General features: G+C 62.9%; 20 protein-coding genes. 11 read left to right on the top strand and 9 right to left on the bottom strand.

Annotated features, from left to right (window positions below; genetic code table 11):
- Positions 1–53: 53 nt before the first annotated feature.
- The 9 genes from JQF37_RS15410 to JQF37_RS15370 all read left to right on the top strand — a co-directional run bounded on the left by JQF37_RS15410 (position 54) and on the right by JQF37_RS15370 (position 8,247).
- Positions 54–914, top strand: coding sequence for an ABC transporter permease (locus JQF37_RS15410; RefSeq protein WP_052193571.1), 861 nt, complete (start codon positions 54–56; stop codon positions 912–914).
- The gene (locus tag JQF37_RS15405) at positions 911–1,717 is read left to right on the top strand and encodes an ABC transporter permease (RefSeq protein WP_047530223.1); all 807 of its coding nucleotides are present in this window, start codon (positions 911–913) and stop codon (positions 1,715–1,717) included. The genes JQF37_RS15410 and JQF37_RS15405 overlap by 4 nt, the downstream gene beginning before the upstream one ends.
- Positions 1,710–2,789, top strand: a complete 1,080-nt coding sequence (locus JQF37_RS15400) for an ABC transporter ATP-binding protein (protein WP_130207073.1) — start codon at positions 1,710–1,712, stop codon at positions 2,787–2,789. The genes JQF37_RS15405 and JQF37_RS15400 overlap by 8 nt, the downstream gene beginning before the upstream one ends.
- A gap of 32 nt (positions 2,790–2,821) precedes the next feature.
- Entirely contained in the window at positions 2,822–4,105 is a 1,284-nt protein-coding gene (locus tag JQF37_RS15395; protein WP_130207075.1) for a glycosyltransferase, read from the top strand.
- Positions 4,098–4,466, top strand: coding sequence for a cupin domain-containing protein (locus JQF37_RS15390; protein WP_130207077.1), 369 nt, complete (start codon positions 4,098–4,100; stop codon positions 4,464–4,466). Before JQF37_RS15395 ends, JQF37_RS15390 begins: the two co-directional genes overlap by 8 nt.
- A gap of 79 nt (positions 4,467–4,545) precedes the next feature.
- Positions 4,546–4,890 carry a cupin domain-containing protein gene (locus tag JQF37_RS15385; protein WP_130207079.1) on the top strand — a complete coding sequence of 115 codons (345 nt, stop codon included), beginning with the start codon at positions 4,546–4,548 and terminating at the stop codon, positions 4,888–4,890.
- Positions 4,891–4,895: 5 nt separating this feature from the next.
- The gene (locus JQF37_RS15380) at positions 4,896–5,969 is read left to right on the top strand and encodes a phosphotransferase (protein WP_130207081.1); all 1,074 of its coding nucleotides are present in this window, start codon (positions 4,896–4,898) and stop codon (positions 5,967–5,969) included.
- A complete protein-coding gene (locus JQF37_RS15375) occupies positions 5,950–7,458 on the top strand; it encodes an aldehyde dehydrogenase family protein (protein ID WP_130207083.1) in 1,509 nt (502 codons plus the stop codon). The genes JQF37_RS15380 and JQF37_RS15375 overlap by 20 nt, the downstream gene beginning before the upstream one ends.
- A gap of 27 nt (positions 7,459–7,485) precedes the next feature.
- Positions 7,486–8,247: an NTP transferase domain-containing protein gene (locus JQF37_RS15370; protein WP_223272677.1), complete on the top strand. Its 762-nt coding sequence runs from the start codon at positions 7,486–7,488 to the stop codon at positions 8,245–8,247.
- Positions 8,248–8,368: 121 nt separating this feature from the next.
- On the opposite strand, the gene phnE is transcribed toward JQF37_RS15370, so the two are convergent.
- The 7 genes from phnE to JQF37_RS15335 form a co-directional block, all read right to left on the bottom strand.
- On the bottom strand, positions 8,369–9,136 hold the full coding sequence (phnE, locus tag JQF37_RS15365; RefSeq protein ID WP_130207085.1) for a phosphonate ABC transporter, permease protein PhnE: 768 nt from the start codon (positions 9,134–9,136) through the stop codon (positions 8,369–8,371).
- Entirely contained in the window at positions 9,133–9,960 is an 828-nt protein-coding gene (locus JQF37_RS15360; protein WP_130207087.1) for an ABC transporter permease subunit, read from the bottom strand. The genes phnE and JQF37_RS15360 overlap by 4 nt, the downstream gene beginning before the upstream one ends.
- The gene (locus JQF37_RS15355; protein ID WP_130207089.1) at positions 9,954–10,751 is read right to left on the bottom strand and encodes an ATP-binding cassette domain-containing protein; all 798 of its coding nucleotides are present in this window, start codon (positions 10,749–10,751) and stop codon (positions 9,954–9,956) included. Before JQF37_RS15355 ends, JQF37_RS15360 begins: the two co-directional genes overlap by 7 nt.
- Positions 10,748–11,599 (bottom strand): putative selenate ABC transporter substrate-binding protein, encoded by an 852-nt coding sequence (locus JQF37_RS15350; protein WP_130207091.1) that lies wholly within the window; start codon positions 11,597–11,599, stop codon positions 10,748–10,750. Before JQF37_RS15350 ends, JQF37_RS15355 begins: the two co-directional genes overlap by 4 nt.
- Before the next feature lie 390 nt (positions 11,600–11,989).
- Positions 11,990–13,150, bottom strand: a complete 1,161-nt coding sequence (locus tag JQF37_RS15345) for an iron-containing alcohol dehydrogenase (protein WP_130207093.1) — start codon at positions 13,148–13,150, stop codon at positions 11,990–11,992.
- Between the two features lie 3 nt (positions 13,151–13,153).
- Positions 13,154–14,545: an aldehyde dehydrogenase family protein gene (locus JQF37_RS15340; RefSeq protein ID WP_130207095.1), complete on the bottom strand. Its 1,392-nt coding sequence runs from the start codon at positions 14,543–14,545 to the stop codon at positions 13,154–13,156.
- Between the two features lie 7 nt (positions 14,546–14,552).
- Complete coding sequence (locus JQF37_RS15335; protein ID WP_130207097.1) at positions 14,553–15,926, bottom strand: glutamine synthetase family protein; 1,374 nt, start codon at positions 15,924–15,926, stop codon at positions 14,553–14,555.
- Positions 15,927–16,161: 235 nt separating this feature from the next.
- Between JQF37_RS15335 and JQF37_RS15330 the strand changes: the two genes are divergently transcribed.
- The gene (locus JQF37_RS15330; protein ID WP_130207099.1) at positions 16,162–16,488 is read left to right on the top strand and encodes a carboxymuconolactone decarboxylase family protein; all 327 of its coding nucleotides are present in this window, start codon (positions 16,162–16,164) and stop codon (positions 16,486–16,488) included.
- A gap of 103 nt (positions 16,489–16,591) precedes the next feature.
- Complete coding sequence (locus tag JQF37_RS15325; protein ID WP_130207101.1) at positions 16,592–17,572, top strand: GlxA family transcriptional regulator; 981 nt, start codon at positions 16,592–16,594, stop codon at positions 17,570–17,572.
- Positions 17,573–17,575: 3 nt separating this feature from the next.
- Here JQF37_RS15325 and JQF37_RS15320 read toward each other — a convergent pair whose 3' ends face one another.
- Both JQF37_RS15320 and JQF37_RS15315 read right to left on the bottom strand, forming a co-directional pair.
- A complete protein-coding gene (locus tag JQF37_RS15320; RefSeq protein WP_130207103.1) occupies positions 17,576–18,085 on the bottom strand; it encodes an HIT family protein in 510 nt (169 codons plus the stop codon).
- Between the two features lie 210 nt (positions 18,086–18,295).
- A complete protein-coding gene (locus JQF37_RS15315; RefSeq protein ID WP_130207105.1) occupies positions 18,296–19,276 on the bottom strand; it encodes an alpha/beta hydrolase in 981 nt (326 codons plus the stop codon).
- Positions 19,277–19,311 lie beyond the last annotated feature (35 nt).

The following is a 19,311-nucleotide window of genomic DNA, read 5'->3' as shown; positions in this document are numbered from 1 at the left end:
TGCCTCGCCACGCTCGCAAGCCGCCTCGGTCCTGAGGCGGGAGGATATGGGTAATGAGTGCTTTGCATGCTGACAGGCGTCTGTCGGCCTGGCTTCTTGCGCCCGGCTTCGGCTGGCTGCTGACTTTTCTGGTGATTCCTTGCTTGCTGGTGCTGGTCTACAGCTTCGTCGAACGCGGTGCTTATGGCGGTATCGATTGGTTGTTCACCTGGGAAAACTACCAGCGCGCATTTGATCCGCTGTACCTGAGCATCCTGCTCAAATCGGCAAAAATCGCCGGTCTGGCAACGGTCTTCGCGGTGCTGATCGGCTACCCGGCGGCCTACGCCATTGCCCGTGCGCCACGGCGTCGGCAAGCGGTATTCCTGTTTCTGGTGATGCTGCCGTTCTGGAGCAACTACCTGATTCGCACCTACGCCTGGATCGTCCTGCTCAACCGTGAAGGCCTGATCAACCGCCTGCTGCAACTGTGCGGCTACAGCGGTGAACCCATCAGCCTGCTGTACACCGAAGCGTCGGTGGTGCTGGGGCTGGTCTACAACTACATCCCGTTTGTGATCCTGGCGATTTTCTCTTCCCTGTCGCGGATCAACAACGAACTCTGGGACGCCTCCAAAGACCTCGGTGCTTCGGGCTGGATGACCTTTCGCCGGATCATCCTGCCCCTGAGCGTGCCCGGCATTGCCGCCGGCGCGGTGTTTGTCTTCGTCCTCAGCATCGGCAATTTCATCACCGCCGATTTGCTCGGCGGCAAGCAGGTGCAGATGGTCGGCAACCTGATCTACTCGCAGTTCCTGACCGCGCGGGACTGGCCGTTCGGCGCGGCGCTGAGCTTCTTCCTGATCGCAATCATGCTGGTCCTGTTGTTCATCCAGGCACTGGTGGCCCGTCGTGCCGAAGGGGGCCGCCCATGAGTCGATCACCTTCCGTTGGCGGCAGCGTCCTCAATGCGCATCTGGGGCTGGTCTACGCCTTCCTCTATGTGCCGATCCTGGTGTTGATCCTGCTCTCGTTCAACAAGTCCGGCTTGCCCACCGCCTGGGGCGGGGTGTCGCTGAAGTGGTATGCGGCGCTGGCGCACAACTCGGCGATTTTGTCGGCGGCGCTCAACACCCTGATCGTGGCGCTGTCGGCGACCTTCATTGCCTGTGTGCTCGGCACCTTGCTGGCACTGGGCATCGAGATGCGTCGCAAGGGCGATGACAAGGGGCAGGTGGTCGACACCTTGTTGATGGCGCCGATGATCATCCCCGACATCGTCCTGGCCATCGCGCTGCTGAGCTTCTTCAACCTGCTCAAGGTCGGGCTGGGACTGCACTCGATCATCATCAGCCACGCGGTGTTCAACATCGCCTTCGTCTGCGCCGTGGTGCGCACCCGGCTCAAGCATTTCGACTATTCGATTCTCGAAGCCTCGATCGACCTCGGCGCGAGCTGGTTCACCACCTTTCGCCGGGTGCTGTTGCCGGCGATTTTTCCCGGTGTGCTGGCCGGTGGTTTGCTCGCGTTCACCCTGTCGGTGGACGAATTCATCATCGCCTTTTTCAACTCGGGATCCGGCCAGGCCTCGACCACGTTACCGATGCAGATCTACGCCATGATCCGTTTTGGCGTCACCCCGGAAATCAACGCCCTGGCGACGCTGGTGATGCTGGTCAGCATCACCGCGCTGCTGGCTTCGCAGCGTCTCAACAAGGCTCCTCGCACCCATGAATAATTCATCTGCGGTACTGATCCTGGACAAGGTCAGCAAGTCTTATGGCAACGGCCTGGCCGTCGACGAGGTATCGCTGAACATCCGCGAGAACGAGTTCTTCGCCCTGCTCGGGCCGTCCGGCTGCGGCAAGACCACGCTGCTGCGCATGCTCGCCGGTTTCGAGACGCCCAGCGGTGGCTGCATTTACCTGGACGGCAAGGACATCTCGCCGCTGCCGGCCAACAAGCGTCCGTTGAATTTGATGTTCCAGTCCTATGCGCTGTTTCCCAACATGACCGTGCGCAAGAACATTGCCTACGGCCTGGAAATGGAACGTCTGCCGGAAGCGGAAATCCGCCGCCGGGTCGACGAAGTGCTGGGCACCGCGCAACTCGGGGAGCTGGCCGAGCGCAAGCCCGATCAGCTGTCCGGTGGCCAGCGTCAACGGGTCGCCCTGGCACGGGCGCTGGTCAAGCGTCCGCGGGTATTGCTGCTCGATGAGCCACTGGGCGCGCTGGATAAAAAGCTGCGGGAGAAAATGCAGCTGGAGCTCAAGCGCCTGCAACTCGAAAGCGGCATCACCTTCATCATCGTCACCCACGACCAGGAAGAAGCGCTGGTGATGTCCGATCGCATGGCGGTGCTCGACGGCGGCAAGGTCTGCCAGTGCGGCAGCCCGAGCGAACTCTACGAGAACCCCAACAGCCGATTCGTCGCCAACTTCATCGGCGTCAGCAACCTGTTTGAAGGCGTGCGTTCGGGCGAGCGTTCGGTGCGGGTCAACGGCCAGGAGCTGGTGGTCGAGACCGACGTACCGCTGGTGCCCGGTCAATCGGTGGCCCTGGTGGTGCGCCCGGAACGTTTGCAAGTGTTGACCGAAGAGGCCGGCACCTGCGCCAACCAGGTCAGCGGCAAGATCGTCGAAATCGCTTACCACGGCCTCGACACCAATGTGCATGTGCAGACGGGCCTCAGCGACAAGGCCCTGATCGTTCGCGTGCCGTCCTCGCAATTTGAATTCGCCCGTTTCGCAATCGGTACGACCATCCGCTTGGGCTGGCAGCCTCGCCATGCCCGTGTGTTGACGCGCTGAACAATAAAAAGACCAGGCAGGAGTATCTCTCGATGAAACAGAAAGTGATCGCCTTCTTTCCGGAAGCCGCTTATGGCCCGGCGCTGAACTCGGTCGGTATCGCCCAGGCCTGCGAAGCCCTGGGCCACAAGGCGGTGTTTCTCACCGACCCCGGAATGAGCGGCGTGTACGCCGGCTACGGGTTTGAAGAACACATGGTCAACATGTCGGCACCGATGCCCCCCGAGGACATGGCGCGTTACTGGGTCGACTTCATCAACGGCCACATTCCCAACTTCCGCAAGTCGCCGCTGGAGCAGATCGACAACTACGTGAAGGAGTGCTGGGCCGCCATCGTCGAGACCGCCAAGTGGGCGCAAAAGGACCTGCCGGCGGTGCTGGACAAGGTCAAACCCGACTTGATCTGCGTCGACAACGTGATCCTGTTTCCGGCGATCAAACAATACGGCAAGCCGTGGGTGCGGATCATTTCCTGCTCGGAGAACGAGATCGAAGACCCGGATATCCCGCCGCACCTGTCGGGCATGAGCATCGACGACAAGGCCGGGCATGCACAATTTCGCCAGCGTTTCGAAGAGGTGGTCGGGCCGATCCACGACGACTTCAACCAGTTCCTGCAAGCCCACGGCGAGCAGCCCTATCCGCTGGGGACCTTCTTCGAAGCCTCGCCTTACATGAACCTGCTGCTGTACCCGGACGCGGTCAAGTTCGAGCGTCGCCATCCGCTGCCGGCCGAGCGTTTCCATTACCTGCAAGGCTGTGTGCGGCACGACACTCACTATGAAATTCCAACGTTCCGCGCCCACAACGACAAGCCGTTGCTCTACGTCAGTTTCGGCAGCCTCGGTTCCGGTGATGTCGACTTGCTCAAACGCTTGATTACCGCCGTGGGCCAGCTGCCGTATCGCGCACTGTTCAATGTCGGCGAGCACCTCGATGAGTACCCGGACCTGCCGGACAACGTGCAGATCTCCAACTGGTTCCCGCAGCCTTCGGTGATTGCCCAGGTCGATGCGGTGATCCACCACGGCGGCAACAACAGCTTCACCGAGTGCCTGTTTTTCGGCAAACCGGCGATCGTCATGTCGTACGTCTGGGACGGCCACGACAACGCCATGCGCGCCGAGGAAAGCGGCCACGGCTTCAAGCTCGACCGTTACCAGTGGACCGAAGCGCAATTGGCGGAAAAACTCGTCGCGTGCCTCAACGACGAGGCCATGCGCCAACGCCTGCAGCGCACCAGCGCACAGATGCAATCACGCAAGGGGCCGGCCGACGCGGCCGCGATTCTCGACAAGGTGCTTAACGATGCCTGATTCATCCACCACGGCGGGATTCACGCCGTACCTCGAAGCCGTCAGCACTCGCACCGACCTGGTGGACTGGGGCGTGCAGAGTGACGCCGTCGAAGGTGTCTCGCATTCCAGCGGCCGCCTGCTGTTCAAGGGCCCGAACAACAGCCCGGAAACCGGGCTGTGGGTCTGCACGCCGGGTCGCTGGCGGCTGGCGATTCCCCGTGACGAGCTGTGCCATTTCATCGCGGGCGCGGCCACGTACCGCCACGACAGTGGCGAAGTGATCGAGGTTCGCCCCAACACCCTGGTGCTGTTCCCGGCCGGCTGGACCGGCGAATGCCACGTTCGGGAAACCCTGCGCAACGTCTACATGCTGGCCTGAGCCTGTGACCTCTGTAGGAGCGAGCAAGCTCGCTCCTACAGTTGCCAGGCGTTAACCCTTTTTTTATTGGAGAAGATTTATGACCACCCCGTTTCTGTACAACCCGCTGGACATCACCGAAGTCAAAGACTGGGGCGTGATCCCGACCATGCTCGAAGGCGAGTCCCGTGTCTCGGGCGTGGTGCTGCACAAAGGTCCCGAAGGCCAGTCCGAATGCGGTGTGTGGATCTGCACGCCGGGCAAGTGGTTTTGCCATGTCACCAGCGACGAGTTCTGCCATTTCCTCGAAGGCCGCTGCACCTACGTGCATGAGTCCGGCGAAGTGATCGAGATCAAACCCGATACGGCGGCCTTCTTCCGCAAGGACTGGAAGGGCGTGTGCACCGTCCACGAGACCGTGAAAAAGGTCTACATGATCCGGTGAATGCCATGACAGATGCACTTGCGTCATTGCCCACCCGTGAGCACCAGCGCGCCGCCTTTCTGGCGCGCGCCGGTTACGCGGGGGCGTCGTTGGTCGCGTTGCCGGCCGACGCGTCGAGCCGGCGATATTTTCGCCTGGAAGGGGCCGGTTTGTTGCTGATGGATTCACCGCCCCACAGCGAGCCGATTGGCCCCTTTGTCCGGATTGCCCGTCAATTGCACGGGCTGGGATTGTCGGCACCGGCCCTGTTGCAAGTCGATGAAGAGGCGGGGCTGGCGTTGATCGAGGATTTCGGTCACGACACCTACACCCGCTTGCTGGCGGCCGGGTACCCGGAGCGCGAGTTGTATCGCCTGGCGGTTGATGCGTTGGTGGCGTTGCATGGCTCGGCGCCAGGCGCGGAGCTGGCGGCCTACGACGCCCGGCAATTGAGCGACGAGTGCGCGTTGTTCATCGACTGGTATGCGCCGTTGTTGATTGGCAAGGAGGCGGCGCAGGCTTTGCGCGAGTCGTATCTGCAGCAGTTTGCCGATGCCTTTGCCGATGTCGCGCAACGTCGCGAAGCGCTGGTACTGCGCGACTTTCACGTCGACAACCTGATGCTGCTGCAAGGCCGCGAAGGCGTCGCGGCCTGTGGTCTGCTGGATTTTCAGGACGCGCTGGTGGGCGCTGCGGCGTACGACTTGATGTCGCTGCTCGAAGACGCTCGCCGCGACATGTCCGAAGGGCTGCGCGTGGCGTTGCTCAGCCATTACCTGGTGCAGCGCCCGGAACTCGACGCCGCGCGTTTTCTTGAGGACTACCGGCGACTGGCCGCCCAGCGTCACGCCAAGGTGCTGGGGATTTTCGTGCGCCTGGCCGGACGCGATGGCAAGCACGGTTACCTGGCTCACCTGCCGCGTACCCTCGGTCTGTTTGTTCGAGCGCTGAACGCCGAAGCCCTGGCGCCGCTGCGCGAGTGGCTCGACCTGCACTTGCCGGGCTGGCGCGAGCCTTTGCCCGCCGCGACCCTGGCGGCACTGCGCGAAACCCCTTATCGATTGGTTCAAGGATCATCCCATGGCCACGTTCAACACTGACACCGCCTCACGCTTCATCAACGCCGAATACCTGCCACTGACCAGCGCGCGCGTGCGCCAGGTGCTGGACCCGGCGACCCTGCAACCGGTCGGGCAAGTCGGCCTGTGCGACGAAGCCGATGTGCAGGCGGCCATCGATGCCGCAACTGCCGCGCAAAAACACTGGCGCCTGGTCGATGCGAAAAGCCGCGCCGCACGCCTGCATCAACTGGCCAATGCGATTGAGCAGGACGTCGCCTGCAACCGTGAAGTCGCACGCTTGATGACCCTGGAAATGGGCAAGCCGTTTCCCGAGGCCATGGGGGAGCTGGCCAACTGCGCGCCGATCTTTCGCTATTACGCGGAAATGGCCCGGGACGATGCGGGCAAGGTCGCCGGCACCACGCAGATCGGTTCTTTCCAGCATGTGCGCTATGAGCCCTACGGCGTCAGCGTGCATATCATGCCGTTCAATTTTCCGATTCTGCTGATGTGCTGGACGGTTGCCGCCTCGCTGGCGGCGGGCAACGCCTGCATCGTCAAGCCGGCGGAAGCCACGACCCTGTGCACCCTCAAGTTCATGGAGCATTTCACCTCACTGCTGCCGGGGCTGATGTCTTGCGTGCCGGGCGATGCCGCCACCGCGCAGTTACTGGTGAAATCAGCGCAGACCCACGCGGTGGCCTTTACCGGCAGCGTCGCCGCCGGCCAGGCTGTTGCAGTGGCGTGCGCGCAGCAGATGAAACCCTGTGTGATCGAAGCCGGGGGCAGCGACCCGTTGATCATCTCCCGACACGCACCACTGGAGGTGGCCGCTGCGGGCGCCGTGACTGCGGCATTCCATCTGAGCGGACAGATCTGCACCTCGGCGGAACGCTTCTACGTGGTCGATGAGATCCACGACGAGTTTGTCGCGAAGTTTGCCGAGCGCACCCGCGCCTTGCGCATCGGCCATGGCCTGGAGCGTACGGAAATCGGGCCGATGGTCAGCGAGGCGGCGCGCGACAAGGTCATGCGCCTGGTCGACGACGCCCTGGCCAAGGGCGCGACGCTGGTTTGTGGCGGGCGTACACCGCCACAGCACAGCGTCGGCTGGTTCTATGAACCGACCATTCTGACCGGCGTCACCGGTGACATGGCGATCCTTAAGGAGGAGTGTTTTGGCCCGGTGGCGGCGATCTGTCGTGTCAGCGATTTCGACGAAGCGGTGCGCTTGGCCAACGACTCGCCGTTCGGCCTGGGTGCTTCGTTGTTCACCACCGACCTTGCCGAAGCGATGGAGGCCGCCGATCGCCTGGAGTCGGGGATGGTCTGGGTCAACAACCCGCTGATCGACAACGACGCGCTGCCGTTTGGTGGCTGGAAGATGTCCGGCCTGGGGCGCGAGTTGGGACGCCAGGGACTGGAAGCGTTCCGCCGCTCGAAAATGGTCATCATCGATCATCAGCCGAAGATCCAGGACTGGTGGTATCCGTATGCCGACGATGTGTTCTATCGCGATCCGGCGTGAGGCGTTGACCCATTGGGGGGATTTGTCATGAGGGACAACGTTGGCTGGCCGACCCTGGCGGTGATTCTCGCCGCCGGGCAGGGCACTCGCATGCGCTCGCCGCTGCCGAAAGTCATGCACGCGGTGGGCGATCGACCGCTGCTCGGCCATGTGCTGGCGGCGGTCGAGGCCGCCGGCATCGAGCAGGTGGCGGTGGTGCTCGGTGCGGGTGGGCCTGTGGTGGCCGACTATCTGCGGCAGGCGGCACCGACCGCGCGGCTGTTTACTCAGCATGAGCAGTTGGGGACCGCCCACGCGCTGCTCGCCGCCCGTGGAGCCTTGCAGGCCCACGAGCAGGGCTGTGTGCTGGTGCTGTTCGGAGACTCACCGCTGATCAGTGCGCAGACGCTCTCGCGGTTGCGTCAGGCGTTGATCGATGGCGCGGCGGTGGCGGTCGCCGGGTTTCACACCGATCAGCCTGGACCCTACGGACGCTTGCTGGTGGAGGACGGCCATTTGCGGGCGATCCGCGAGGCCAAGGATGCCAGTGCAGAGGAGTTGCAAGTCAGCTTCTGTAACGGCGGGGTCATGGGCCTGCGCGCCGACAGCTGTCTCTGGCTGCTGGAGCGCATCGGCAAGCAAAACGCCCAGGGCGAGTACTACCTGACCGATGTCGTGACCGTGGCTAACGGTGCCGGTTTGCCGGTGACGGCGGTGGAAGTGGAGGAGGACGATGTGCGCGGGGTCAATGACCGCGAACAACTGCTCGCCGCCGAACGGATTTACCGGCAGCGCCAGGCAAACCTGTAGGCGCGGGCCGCCTGGGCCTTCGCTACGACTTCGTGCGGATGCCGGGCAGTCACTGCCGGGCGCTGATGACCCCGAGGAACCGGCCAATCACCAGCGTCAGCAAAATCAGCGAAGCCTGACCTCAGGCCTTGACCCAGCGCTGGCGGCTCCAGCTGCTCAGCGAGTCGACGGCGAACACCAGCAACAGCATGGCCAGAATCACCGTGCTGGCCTGCGCTTCCTGGAACAGGCTGAGGCTGACATACAGCATCTGGCCCAACCCGCCTGCACCGACGAAACCCAGCACACTGGCCATGCGGATATTGTTCTCCCAGCGGTACAGGATGTAGGCCAGCAGTTGCGGCAGCAGGTTGGGCAGGGTGCCGTAACAGAACGCCCACAGCGCATTGCCGCCTTGCAGGCGAATCGCTTCGGCCGGTTGCGGCGGGGTGTTTTCCAGGGCTTCGGCGAACAGGCGACCGAGTACGCCGGTGGTGTGCAGCGCCAATGCCAGGGTCCCGGCGTTCGGGCCGAGCCCGGCGGCCAGCACCATCAGCGCCGCCCATACCAGCTCCGGCACCGCGCGCAGGGCGTTGAGCAGCAGGCGCGAGGCGCTTTTGAACGGCCAGCCGAAGCGCCCGGCGGCGGGCAATGCCAACAGCAGGCCGAACACGGCCGCGAGCAGGGTACCCAAGGCCGACATGGCGATGGTTTCCAGGGCGCCACGGCCGATGGCTTGCAGGTGACCGGCGCTCAGGTCCGGGCTGAGAAATCGCTGCGCGTAGGCGCCCATCTGTTTCAGATTGCCGCTGGCGCCCAATTCGCCGAGGTCGATGCCCAGGTAGCTGAATGAAGCGACGATGGCGGCGCCGATGCCGAAGAGCAGCGCCAGATTGAGCAGGCGATTCATGCCAGCCTCCAGCGCAGCAGGCGGCTGAGTTGATCGGCGAGCAGGACCAGCACGAGGAACGTCAGCAACAGGCTGGCGACTTCACCGCTGGCGAACATGCGCAGCGACAGATCCATCTGCTGGCCCAGGCCACCGGCCCCGACGAACCCCATCACTACCGAAGCGCGAATCGCGCATTCCCAGCGATACACCGTGTACGACAGCAACTCCGCCGCGACATTGGGCAAGATCCCGTAGGCAAACGCCGCGAGCCGGCCACTGCCCGCTTGCAGCAGCGCGTGGGCCGGGCGCTGGTCGACCGACTCGAAAATCTCCGCGTAGACCTTGCCGAGCATGCCGCTATAGGTGATGGCGATGGCCAGCACCCCGGCCGTGGGGCCAAGGCCGACGGCACGCACGAACAGCAGGGCCCAGACGATTTCCGGCACGCTGCGCAGGAAGATCAATAACCCGCGCACCGGCCAGCGCAGCAGTTGAGCCCAGGGACTCGGGCGTCCGGCACGGGACGCCGCCGACAGCGACAGCGCCCGGCTGGCCAGCAGGCTGGCGGGGACGGCCAACAGCAAGGCCAGGGCCATACCCGCCGTGGCGATGGCCAGGGTCTGCAAGGTCGCTTGCACCAATAGCTGAAGGAATTCTTCGCCATGGGCCGGAGGCCAGAAGGCGGAGACGAATCGGCCTATTTCGCTCTGGCTGTCACCCGCCAGCAGCACGCTCAGGTCCAGCTCGCTGAAATGGATGCCCGGCCACAACAGGGCAATCGCCAGCAGGCCGAGCAGCAGGCGCGGCCAGGCGGCGGGGTCGCGGTTGTCACGCGTCAGCATCGGGGTATCTGCACGCTCAAGGGCGGCGGAGCAACCGGGGAAAATTGCAGTTGCTCGTTGGCGTAGAGCCTGTCGAGGAGGTCACGGTCGACCTGGCTGGCCGGCAGGTCGAACAGGATTTGCCCGTCGCGCAAGCCGATGATCCGAGAAAAGTGCGCCAGCGCCAGTTCCACCGCATGCAGGCTGACGACCAGGGTGACGTTGTGTTCGCGGGCATGACGGCAGAGGACCGAAAGCGTGTGCTCGGCCAGCACGGGGTCCATGGCCGACACCGGCTCATCGGCCAACAGCACTTCCGGCGCTTGGTACAACACGCGGGCAATGCCCACGCGCTGCAGCTGTCCACCGGACAATTGCTGGCACTGCGCGAACAATTTGTCGCCCAGGTCCAGCCGGGTCAACGCCGCGCGAGCGCCGGGAATGTCCAGCGGATGCACCAGGTTCAGCAGGCTTTTGCCCAGGCCCCACTGACCGATTTTCCCGGCCAGTACCGCCGTGACCACGCGCTGGCGGGGCGGCAGCGGGGGCGCTTGATGCACCAGGCCGATGCGTGCGCGCAGGCGCTGACGCTGCCGGGAAGACAGCTGCCAGGCGTGCTCGCCCAGCACCTGCAGTTCACCGCTGTTGGGTCGCAGCGCGGTGGCCAGCAGGTTGAGCAGGCTAGACTTGCCGGCGCCGGACGGGCCGATGATAGCCACCTGTTCGTTGGCGCCAATGTGCAGGTCCAGGCCCCGCAAGGCATGGACGCCGTTGCCGTGGGTCAGGCTGACGCCACTCAAGTGCAATGTCATTTGAGCAGGTCGGCGGCGCGTGCGGCTTCCTCGATGCCCTTGTAGTTCTCGGGATTGGTTTCGATGAAGCGGCTGGCGGCTTGCAGGTCGAGAATCTCCTTGTCCGCCGGTTTCGCCGGATCGAGGGCAAGGAACGCGGCCTTGATCTTCGCCGCGAGGGCCGGGTCAAGGGTTCCGCGCACGGTCCAGTTGTAATCGAAGTAGGCCGGTGTGGTGGCAAACACCCTGACCTTGTTGGTGTCGACCTTGCCGGCCGCCACCAGTTTTTCCCAGACGCTGGCATTCAACACCCCGGCGTCGACCTTGCCGGCCTGGACCCAGGCCACCGTGGCGTCATGGGCGCCGGAGTAGCCGACGCGACTGAACCAGGTTTCCGGCTTGATGCCATCCTTGAGCATGAAATAGCGCGGCATCAGGCTGCCCGAGGTCGAGGACACCGAACCGAAGGCAAAGCTCTTGCCCTTGAGATCGGCCAGGGATTTGACGGCCGGGTCGGCGGTGATGAATTTGCTGGTGAACTGGGCGTCCTGCTCACGCTGTACCAACGGGATGGCGTTGCCGGTTTTCAGGCGAGCCTGCACGAACGTGAAACCACCGAGCCAGGCCAGATCGATGCGGTCGGTGGCCAGCGCCTCGACCACCGCCGGATAGTCGCTGACCGGCACAAACTCGACCTTCATCCCCAGTTGCTGCTCCAGATAGGCGCCCAGTGGCTTGAACTTGCGCAGCAGTTCGGTCGGGGCTTCGTCAGGAATGGCGCTGACTTTCAAGGTGTCAGCGGCCTGGGTCAGCAGGGTGCAAACAGACAGGGTCAAACCGACGGCCAATGCCAGGGTACGCTTGAGCATGGAGGTTCTCCGGTGCATTAACGGAAGAGTGACGATGCGCCCGTTGCCAGCCAATTGCGGCAGGACGCTTTGTGAGGGTAGACGAATCGGAGCGAGAGGAGGGCGAACCTACAGAGCGACGGCCATCCGGTCAAGGCCCGGAAAACGTGCGATTCCTGCAGGAGCCGGCGTCAGACACCGGCAGAAGATGCAACATCAAGGTTGACTGACCCGCCCTCATCGTCGGAACGCCGCCCGGAGCAAGGTTGCCGTCACAGGTTTTGTGGTCATTGAAATCAAACTGTGGGAGCGAGCCCGCTCGCGATGGACTCAAGGGCGACGCGCTGATCCAGAAAGCACGCGTCATCGTTAACGTCCATCGTCGGAACGCCGCCCGGAGCCGGCTCGCTCCTACAGACGGCCGTGGAACGCCGCGTCGAAAATTTCCGCCGCGCCGGCCCGGGTGATCGGCAGTGGGTTGCCGCCAGCCGACGGATCGACGATGGCCATGTCCGCGATCAGGCCGGCTTGTTTGTCGTCCACCCCCAATTCAAACAGGGTGTGGGGCACGCCGATGTCCTTGCGCAATTTGAGGACGAAGGCCAGAAAGCTGTCGAAACCCGGGGAAGGCAAACGCAAATAAGCGGCCAGGCGGGTGATGCGTTCTTCAATGGCCGGGCGATTGAATTTCAGCACGTAGGGCATCAGGGTGGCGTTGGTCATGCCGTGGTGGGTGTCGTACAGCGCTCCGATCGGATGGGCAAGGGCATGCATGCCGCCCAGGCCTTTCTGGAAGGCGGTGGCGCCCATCGCTGCGGCCGCGAGCATTTGCCCGCGCGCGTCGAGGTCCGAAGGGGTGTGCACGGCCCTCACCAGTGCGTTGGTCACCAGGCGCATGCCTTCGACCGCGATGCCATCGGCCATCGGGTGAAAACCGGGGGCGCAATACGCTTCCAGACAATGGGCCAAGGCATCCATGCCAGTACCGGCGGTGACTTTGGCCGGCATGCCGACGGTCATGACCGGGTCGCTGATGACCACGCGGGGCATCATTTTCGGATGGAAGATGATGCGTTTGGTGTGGCTCGCCTCGTCGATGATCACCGCCGCACGGCCCACTTCAGAACCCGTGCCCGCCGTGGTCGGCACCGCGATGATCGGGGCAATGCGGCTTTCATCGGCGCGGGTCCAGTAGTCGCCGATGTCTTCGAAATCCCAGACCGGGCGGGTCTGGCCGCTCATGAACGCAATGAGCTTGCCCATGTCCAGGCCGCTGCCACCGCCGAAGGCGATCACCCCGTCGTGATTGCCGGCACGCCAGGCATCGAGCCCGCCGGCCAGGTTGGCTTCGACCGGGTTGGGCTTGAGGTCGCAGAACAGCGCCACACCGAGGCCATCGGCGCGCAGGGCATCGAGGGCCGCCGTGGTGATCGGCGCTCGCGCCAGGCCACTGTCGGTGACCAGTAACGGTCGCTGGATCCCCTGGCTGCGACAGGCCTCGGCCAGCTCGGTGATACGGCCGACGCCGAAGCGAATGCTCGTGGGGTAGTTCCAGTTTCCGGTCAGGCTCATGGCTCAGATCTCGTGGCGCAAATGGAAGGATTTGGCGCGGGTCAGGTGTTCGTAGCCCAGCCGCGACAAGGTCACGCCGCGCCCGCTGTTCTTCACGCCGGTCCAGGCCAGGGCCGGGTCCAGGTAATCGCAGCGATTCATGAACAGGGTGCCGGTGTCGATCTCGTTGCCCAGGCGTTCGGCGGCGGCGAGGTCCTGGGTCCAGATTGAGGCGCTGAGCCCGAACTCGCTGTCGTTCATCAAGGCGATGGCTTCGTCGTCACCGGACACCGGCATGATGCCGACCACCGGACCAAAGCTTTCATCGCGCATGATGGACATGTGATGGGTGACATCGACCAGCACCTGCGGCGCAAGATAGGCGCTGCCCGGCACATCGGCGGCAAAGGCCAGTGGATCGATCAGTGCCTTGGCGCCCTGGGCCATTGCTTCGGCGATCTGGGCGCGCACGAAGACCGCCGCGCCGGGCGTCACCAGCGGACCGAGCGTGGTGGCCGGGTCCAGTGGATTGCCCAGCACGTACTGGCGGGTCAGGTCGGCGAAGCGCTCGATAAAGGCTGGGTAGATTTTTTGATCGACATAGATGCGTTCCACGGCGCAGCAGCTTTGCCCGGAGTTGAAAAAGCTGCCGTCCACCAGGTTCTCTACCGCCTGTTCGAGATGGGCGTCGGCCCGCACGTAGGCCGGGTCCTTGCCACCCAGTTCCAGGCCCATGCCGAGGAAGCGTCCTGTGGCCGCGCTTTCCATGGCCCGGCCGGCTTCCACCGATCCGGTGAAATTGACCTGCTGCACTTGACCGCCGGCAATGATCGCGGCGGTCTGGTCATGGTCGAGCAAGAGGTTCTGGAACAGTCCTGGCGGCAGTTGGGCGCGGTGCATGGCGGTGGCAAACCGCTCGCCCACCAGCAGGGTTTGCGAAGCGTGTTTGAGGATGACGGCGTTGCCGGCCATCAACGCCGGGATAATCGTGTTGACGGCGGTGAGGTAGGGGTAATTCCAGGGCGCGATCACCAGCACCGTGCCCAGTGGTTCACGTTTGATCAACCGGCGAAAACCGGCGATGGGCGTGGGTTCAACCGCTGTCAGGGCCTGCGGCGCAATGGCGATCATGTAGCGTGCGCGTTCCTCGAAACCCCGCAGCTCGCCCGCACCAAAACGCACCGGACGGCCCATTTGCCAGGCCAGCTCCGGGACGATCTCGTCTTTCATGGCCAACATCGCGTCCACCGCCGCGCTGCAAAACGCCGCGCGTTCGCTCAATGGCCGGCGTTTCCATTGCGCCTGGGCGATTTGGGCGGCGGCCAGGGCCTGTTCGATCTGTGCCGCATCGGCATAGGGGCGCTCGGCGTAAACCCGGCCATCGACCGGTGAGATCAGTTGAATCGTCGAAGACATGTCGGTCTCAATAGCGCTCGAAGCCGCGCTGCAATTCCCAATCGGTCACCCGCCGGTCGTACTCTTTCTGTTCCCATTCGGCGGTGTGCACGTAGTGGTCGATCACTTCATCGCCGAAGGCTTCGCGCAACATGCTCGAGCCCTGGAGGGCGGCACTGGCCTCGCGCAAGGTCTTGGAGACTTCGGGCAGTTGCTCGTCGAGATAGGCATCACCCTCGAAGGGTGGGGCGAGGTCGAGCTTCTCGTCGATCCCCGCCAGCCCGGCCGCGATCAACGCGGCGAAGGCCAGGTAGGGGTTGAGGTCGGCGCCGCCAATGCGGCATTCGATGCGGATGGATTTGCTGCCCTCGGCACACAGGCGAAAGCCTGCGGTGCGGTTGTCGCGGCTCCAAACCGCTCGGGTCGGTGCAAAGGTGCCTGCCTGAAAGCGCTTGTAGGAGTTGATGTAGGGCGCGAGAAAACAGGTGATGTCGTTGGCATATTTGAGCTGCCCGGCCACCCAGGAACGCATCAGTTTCGACATGCCGAACTCGGCCTTGGCATCGTAGAAAAGAGGTTTTTTGGCGTTCTTGTCCCACAGGGAATTGTGGATGTGGCTGCTGGAACCGGCGGCGTCATAGCGCCACTTGGCCATGAACGTGATCGCCTTGCCTTGCAGTTGCGCGATCTCCTTGCAGGCGTGCTTGATGATGACGTGATGGTCGGCCATGGTCATGGCATCGGCGTAACGAATGTTGATTTCTTCCTGGCCCGGTCCCCATTCGCCCTTGGAGTTTTCCACGGGAATGCCGGACGCCTGCAGGTGCTTGCGAATCGCCCGCAGCACCGGCTCTTCGCGGGTGGTCTGCAGGATGTTGTAGTCCTCGATGTAGTGACCGGCGGTTTTCGGCTTGTGGTAGTTGCGCTTGTGGATGGCTTCATAGCTTTCGTCGAACAGGTAGAACTCCAGCTCCGAGGCGAACATCCCGGTGTAGCCGCGCTCGCGCAGGCGCTCGACCTGCTTTTTCAGGATCGCCCGGGGGCTGTGCGGCAGGTCCCGTCGATGGTGATGGTCGAGCACATCGCAGAGCACCAGCGCCGTGCATTCAAGCCAGGGCACCCGACGCAGGGTGCTCATGTCGGGCTTGAGCACAAAGTCGCCGTAGCCCTTGCTCCAGCTGGCGGCGGCATAACCGGGCACCGGCTCCATGTCGATGTCGTCGGCGAGCAGGTAATTGCAGCAGTGGGTTTCTTCATGGCCGCTGTCGATGAAAAACTCGACCTGGAATCGCTTGCCGACCAGTCGCCCCTGCATGTCGACCATGCACACCAGGACGGTGTCGATTTCGCCGGAGGCGGCAGCACGCTTGAGTTCGTCAAAACTGAGGAGAGGCTCGGTCATCACGGCAAGTCCTGCGCAAATGGTGTTGGGCCTGTCTGAATCAGCTGTTGCAGACGCTCTCCAGAAAAACCCAAAACCTGCAGATGCGAGCATCGTGAGCAATAAGCTGCACTAAGCTTAGCCTACTGTTGCTTTTCGCAAGTTTCGCTGATCGAAGCCTTTATGAGTCGGGTTGAACACTGCCGGGAACGGACCCATCGGTGCAGGCCGGCACGGGTTCGCGAGGAGAAAAGAGATGGCAAAGAAGAAAAAGCACAACACCTACCGACACCTCAAACACCAATACCCGCAGTACCTGGACGCCGTGGAGGCATTGGGTGCGGCCGTGCGTGAGGCGGGGCCGCTGGAGGAGAAAGTGGTCCAGTTGATCCAGCTTGGCGCGGCGGCGGCCATCCATTCCGAAGGCGCCGTCCACAGTCATGCCCGGCGGGCGGCGCAAGCGGGGGCAACGCCGGAGGAAATCCGCCATGCACTGATCGCATTGACCAGCACGATCGGTTTCCCTACTGTCGTGGCCGCCCTCAGTTGGGCGCAAGATGTGTTGGGGGAGGAGGCACCCTAGTCTCAACTGCCTGGCATCGCGTTTTACCAACACATTCAAGGCATGGTCGTAACGTAACGGAGTGGGTCGGGCATTGATCGAACGACGGCAATTCAGCGGAGGCATGAAGGGCAAAAACCTTCGCTATCTCAATGAGCACACGGGTGACCAGCGAACGGTTCGAGCAGGATTTCTGCTGCTCGAACATTTCTCGCTGCCGGCGTTTACCCAGGCGCTGGATACCTTCGTCACGGCGAATCTTCTGCGCCCGGAGGCTTTTTCTTCGCGAACCTTTGGCCTGAACGAAGGCGAGGTCGTCAGCGATCTGGGACTGGTGATTCGCCCCGATGCCAGGCTCGACTGTTCGGAGATCAAAGCGCTGGATCTGCTGGTCATTTGCGGTGGCTACCGGACGGAGCTCAAGGCCAGTGAGGGTTTTATCAACCTGCTGAGAACCGCAGCAGAGCAGGGTGTCAGTCTGGCCGGCTTGTGGAATGGTGCGTGGTTCCTCGGCAAGGCCGGTTTGCTCGACGGTTACCGCTGCGCCATTCACCCCGAGCATCGTCCGGCGCTCGCGGAGTTCTGCAAGGCGACGCAAGTCAGCAGCGAACCCTACATCATCGACCGTGACCGGCTCACGGCGTCCAGCCCTTCCGGGGCATTCCACATGGCGCTGGACTGGATCAAGGGTCTGCACGACAAAGCGCTGGTCGAGGGTATCGAGGACATCCTGGCTTTCGAAGAGTCTCGCTACCGGCGTATCAAACCCACTGAAAATATCTGCGTGAGTGCGCCCTTGCGCGAGGTGGTGAAGTTGATGGACGCCAACCTCGAGGAGCCTCTGGAGCTGGAGCAACTGGCGGTCTATGCCGGCCGTTCCCGTCGACAACTGGAGCGCTTGTTCCGGGAGCAATTGGGCACGACGCCGCAACGCTACTACATGGAGCTGCGGATCACTGAAGCGCGACGATTGCTCCAGCACACCGAGCTGTCCCAGGTCGATGTGCTGGTGGCCTGTGGCTTTGTTTCACCCAGTCATTTCAGCAAGTGCTACAGCTCGTACTTCGGTTACCGGCCATCGAAGGAAAAGCGACTCGTCAAATAACATTCAGCTCGGGCAACTGACCGCCAGCTTTTGCCCGAATGCCCTGCGCAACCGGCCGATGGCCTGATGGATCGAAGGTCCCTGAACGGCCGGTGGTTCCTGGCTCTCACCGAATTCTCGCCAGATGAACAGCGTCAACTGCGCGCCATCGGTCGGTGACCGAGTGTTGGCGTTTGCGCCGAAGTTCTCCAACAGTCGGTAACGTTCGTCCTTCCAGAACAGCTCTTCTACCCAGTGATAAACCGGAATGTAGTGAAAGTGGATCGGGAAGCCCGGGTCATGGCCGAATCGGCTGATGTAGAGCCACTTGGGCTGCAACTCCGATTGCAGGGTTTTCTGGATTCTGGCGAGCAAGCCCCCCAACTCGGCCAGGGCCGCGTCGGGTAGATCGGCCAGCGAACGGGCATTGTGTCGGGTTCCCAACACCAGATAGCCAGGGAGTCTGGACGACATGTGATGGTTGAGAATCCAGTGCGCCGTCTCGTGGATGATGAATTGTCGTGCTATTTCCATGATGGGTGTCCGTTGTCGAACCTGGTACTGAGCACCTCTGGATGTCCCGTTCAAAGAGGGCGAGTGAGATTGCCCTTACCGATAGTAGATCCAGTTCTTCGTCTGCGACACGCTTTTGTGTTCACAGTCGCGGGCGATACAACCTTCGGAGCCGAACATGATTCGGCTCCTGCGCTGCGCTCTCGTAGGCTACCGCTCAAGCGCGGGACTTCAGCCCTTGATGTACGCCAGAAGGTCCGCATTGATGACGTCGGCGTGAGTCGTGCACAAGCCGTGGGGCAGGCCGGGATAGGTTTTCAGCGTGCCGCGCTTGAGCAATTTGATCGACAGGTGCGCCGAGTCGGCGATCGGTACGATCTGGTCGTCTTCGCCGTGCAGCACCAGGGTCGGTACGTCGATGTTCTTCAGATCCTCGGTGAAGTCGGTTTCCGAGAAGGCGCGAATGCAGTCGTATTGCGCCTTGGCTCCACCATTCATGCCCTGGCGCCACCAGTTCTCGATGATCGCTTCGGACACTTTCGCGCCAGGGCGGTTGTAACCGTAGAACGGACCGCTGGGGAAATCGCGATAGAACTGTGAGCGATTGTCGGCCAGGGCTTTGCGCAGACCGTCGAAGACATCCATCGCAATGCCGCCGGGGTTTTTCGCCGTGCGCAGCATGATCGGCGGCACCGCGCCTATCAGCACCGCCTTGGCGACGCGCCCGCGCCCATGGCGAGCCACATAGCGCGCCACTTCACCGCCTCCGGTGGAGTGACCGACATGCACGGCATTCCTGATATCGAGGTGCGCCATCAACTCCGCCACGTCGGCGGCGTAGGTGTCCATATCGTTGCCGACAGCGGTCTGGGAGGAACGCCCGTGGCCCCGACGATCGTGGGCGATGACGCGAAAGCCCTTGTTGAGGAAAAACAGTAATTGCGTATCCCAATCGTCACTGGAAAGCGGCCAGCCATGATGGAACACAATCGGCTGTCCGGTGCCCCAGTCCTTGTAGAAAATCCGCGTGCCATCCTTGACTGTGATCAACCCCGAGCCACTGGCATTGCCGTCGCTTTTGCCTGTCGAGGGCGCTGCGGATTGCGTCTTCTGCGCCGCCAGCGCGGGTACGCCAACGGCCATGGCGGCGGCTGCGATGGCACCCGTCGTCATCAAGGCGCGACGGGAAGTTCCGCTTTTTTCATCAGTCATTTTTCAACGCTCACATGAGTTCCAGAGGTAACGAT

Origin of the sequence: Pseudomonas sp. MIL9 (genome assembly GCF_016887925.1) — a bacterium.
Classification (GTDB): Bacteria; Pseudomonadota; Gammaproteobacteria; order Pseudomonadales; family Pseudomonadaceae; genus Aquipseudomonas; species Aquipseudomonas mohnii.
The sequence above is the reverse complement of the archived record's forward strand: the minus strand, read 5'-3'. Positions and strand labels throughout refer to the sequence as shown.

Bases quoted from the DNA above. Each gene is read 5' to 3' on its own strand.
- JQF37_RS15315 (WP_130207105.1), bottom strand. From the start codon at position 19,276: ATGACTGATGAAAAAAGCGGAACTTCCCGTCGCGCCTTGATGACGACG.
- JQF37_RS15335 (WP_130207097.1), bottom strand. From the start codon at position 15,926: ATGACCGAGCCTCTCCTCAGTTTTGACGAACTCAAGCGTGCTGCCGCC.
- JQF37_RS15390 (WP_130207077.1), top strand. From the start codon at position 4,098: ATGCCTGATTCATCCACCACGGCGGGATTCACGCCGTACCTCGAAGCC.
- JQF37_RS15385 (WP_130207079.1), top strand. From the start codon at position 4,546: ATGACCACCCCGTTTCTGTACAACCCGCTGGACATCACCGAAGTCAAA.
- JQF37_RS15405 (WP_047530223.1), top strand. From the start codon at position 911: ATGAGTCGATCACCTTCCGTTGGCGGCAGCGTCCTCAATGCGCATCTG.
- JQF37_RS15350 (WP_130207091.1), bottom strand. From the start codon at position 11,599: ATGCTCAAGCGTACCCTGGCATTGGCCGTCGGTTTGACCCTGTCTGTT.
- JQF37_RS15330 (WP_130207099.1), top strand. From the start codon at position 16,162: ATGGCAAAGAAGAAAAAGCACAACACCTACCGACACCTCAAACACCAA.
- JQF37_RS15320 (WP_130207103.1), bottom strand. From the start codon at position 18,085: ATGGAAATAGCACGACAATTCATCATCCACGAGACGGCGCACTGGATT.
- JQF37_RS15345 (WP_130207093.1), bottom strand. From the start codon at position 13,150: ATGAGCCTGACCGGAAACTGGAACTACCCCACGAGCATTCGCTTCGGC.
- JQF37_RS15400 (WP_130207073.1), top strand. From the start codon at position 1,710: ATGAATAATTCATCTGCGGTACTGATCCTGGACAAGGTCAGCAAGTCT.
- JQF37_RS15340 (WP_130207095.1), bottom strand. From the start codon at position 14,545: ATGTCTTCGACGATTCAACTGATCTCACCGGTCGATGGCCGGGTTTAC.
- JQF37_RS15380 (WP_130207081.1), top strand. From the start codon at position 4,896: ATGACAGATGCACTTGCGTCATTGCCCACCCGTGAGCACCAGCGCGCC.
- JQF37_RS15395 (WP_130207075.1), top strand. From the start codon at position 2,822: ATGAAACAGAAAGTGATCGCCTTCTTTCCGGAAGCCGCTTATGGCCCG.
- JQF37_RS15410 (WP_052193571.1), top strand. From the start codon at position 54: ATGAGTGCTTTGCATGCTGACAGGCGTCTGTCGGCCTGGCTTCTTGCG.
- JQF37_RS15370 (WP_223272677.1), top strand. From the start codon at position 7,486: ATGAGGGACAACGTTGGCTGGCCGACCCTGGCGGTGATTCTCGCCGCC.
- JQF37_RS15360 (WP_130207087.1), bottom strand. From the start codon at position 9,960: ATGCTGACGCGTGACAACCGCGACCCCGCCGCCTGGCCGCGCCTGCTG.
- JQF37_RS15355 (WP_130207089.1), bottom strand. From the start codon at position 10,751: ATGACATTGCACTTGAGTGGCGTCAGCCTGACCCACGGCAACGGCGTC.
- phnE (WP_130207085.1), bottom strand. From the start codon at position 9,136: ATGAATCGCCTGCTCAATCTGGCGCTGCTCTTCGGCATCGGCGCCGCC.
- JQF37_RS15325 (WP_130207101.1), top strand. From the start codon at position 16,592: ATGAAGGGCAAAAACCTTCGCTATCTCAATGAGCACACGGGTGACCAG.
- JQF37_RS15375 (WP_130207083.1), top strand. From the start codon at position 5,950: ATGGCCACGTTCAACACTGACACCGCCTCACGCTTCATCAACGCCGAA.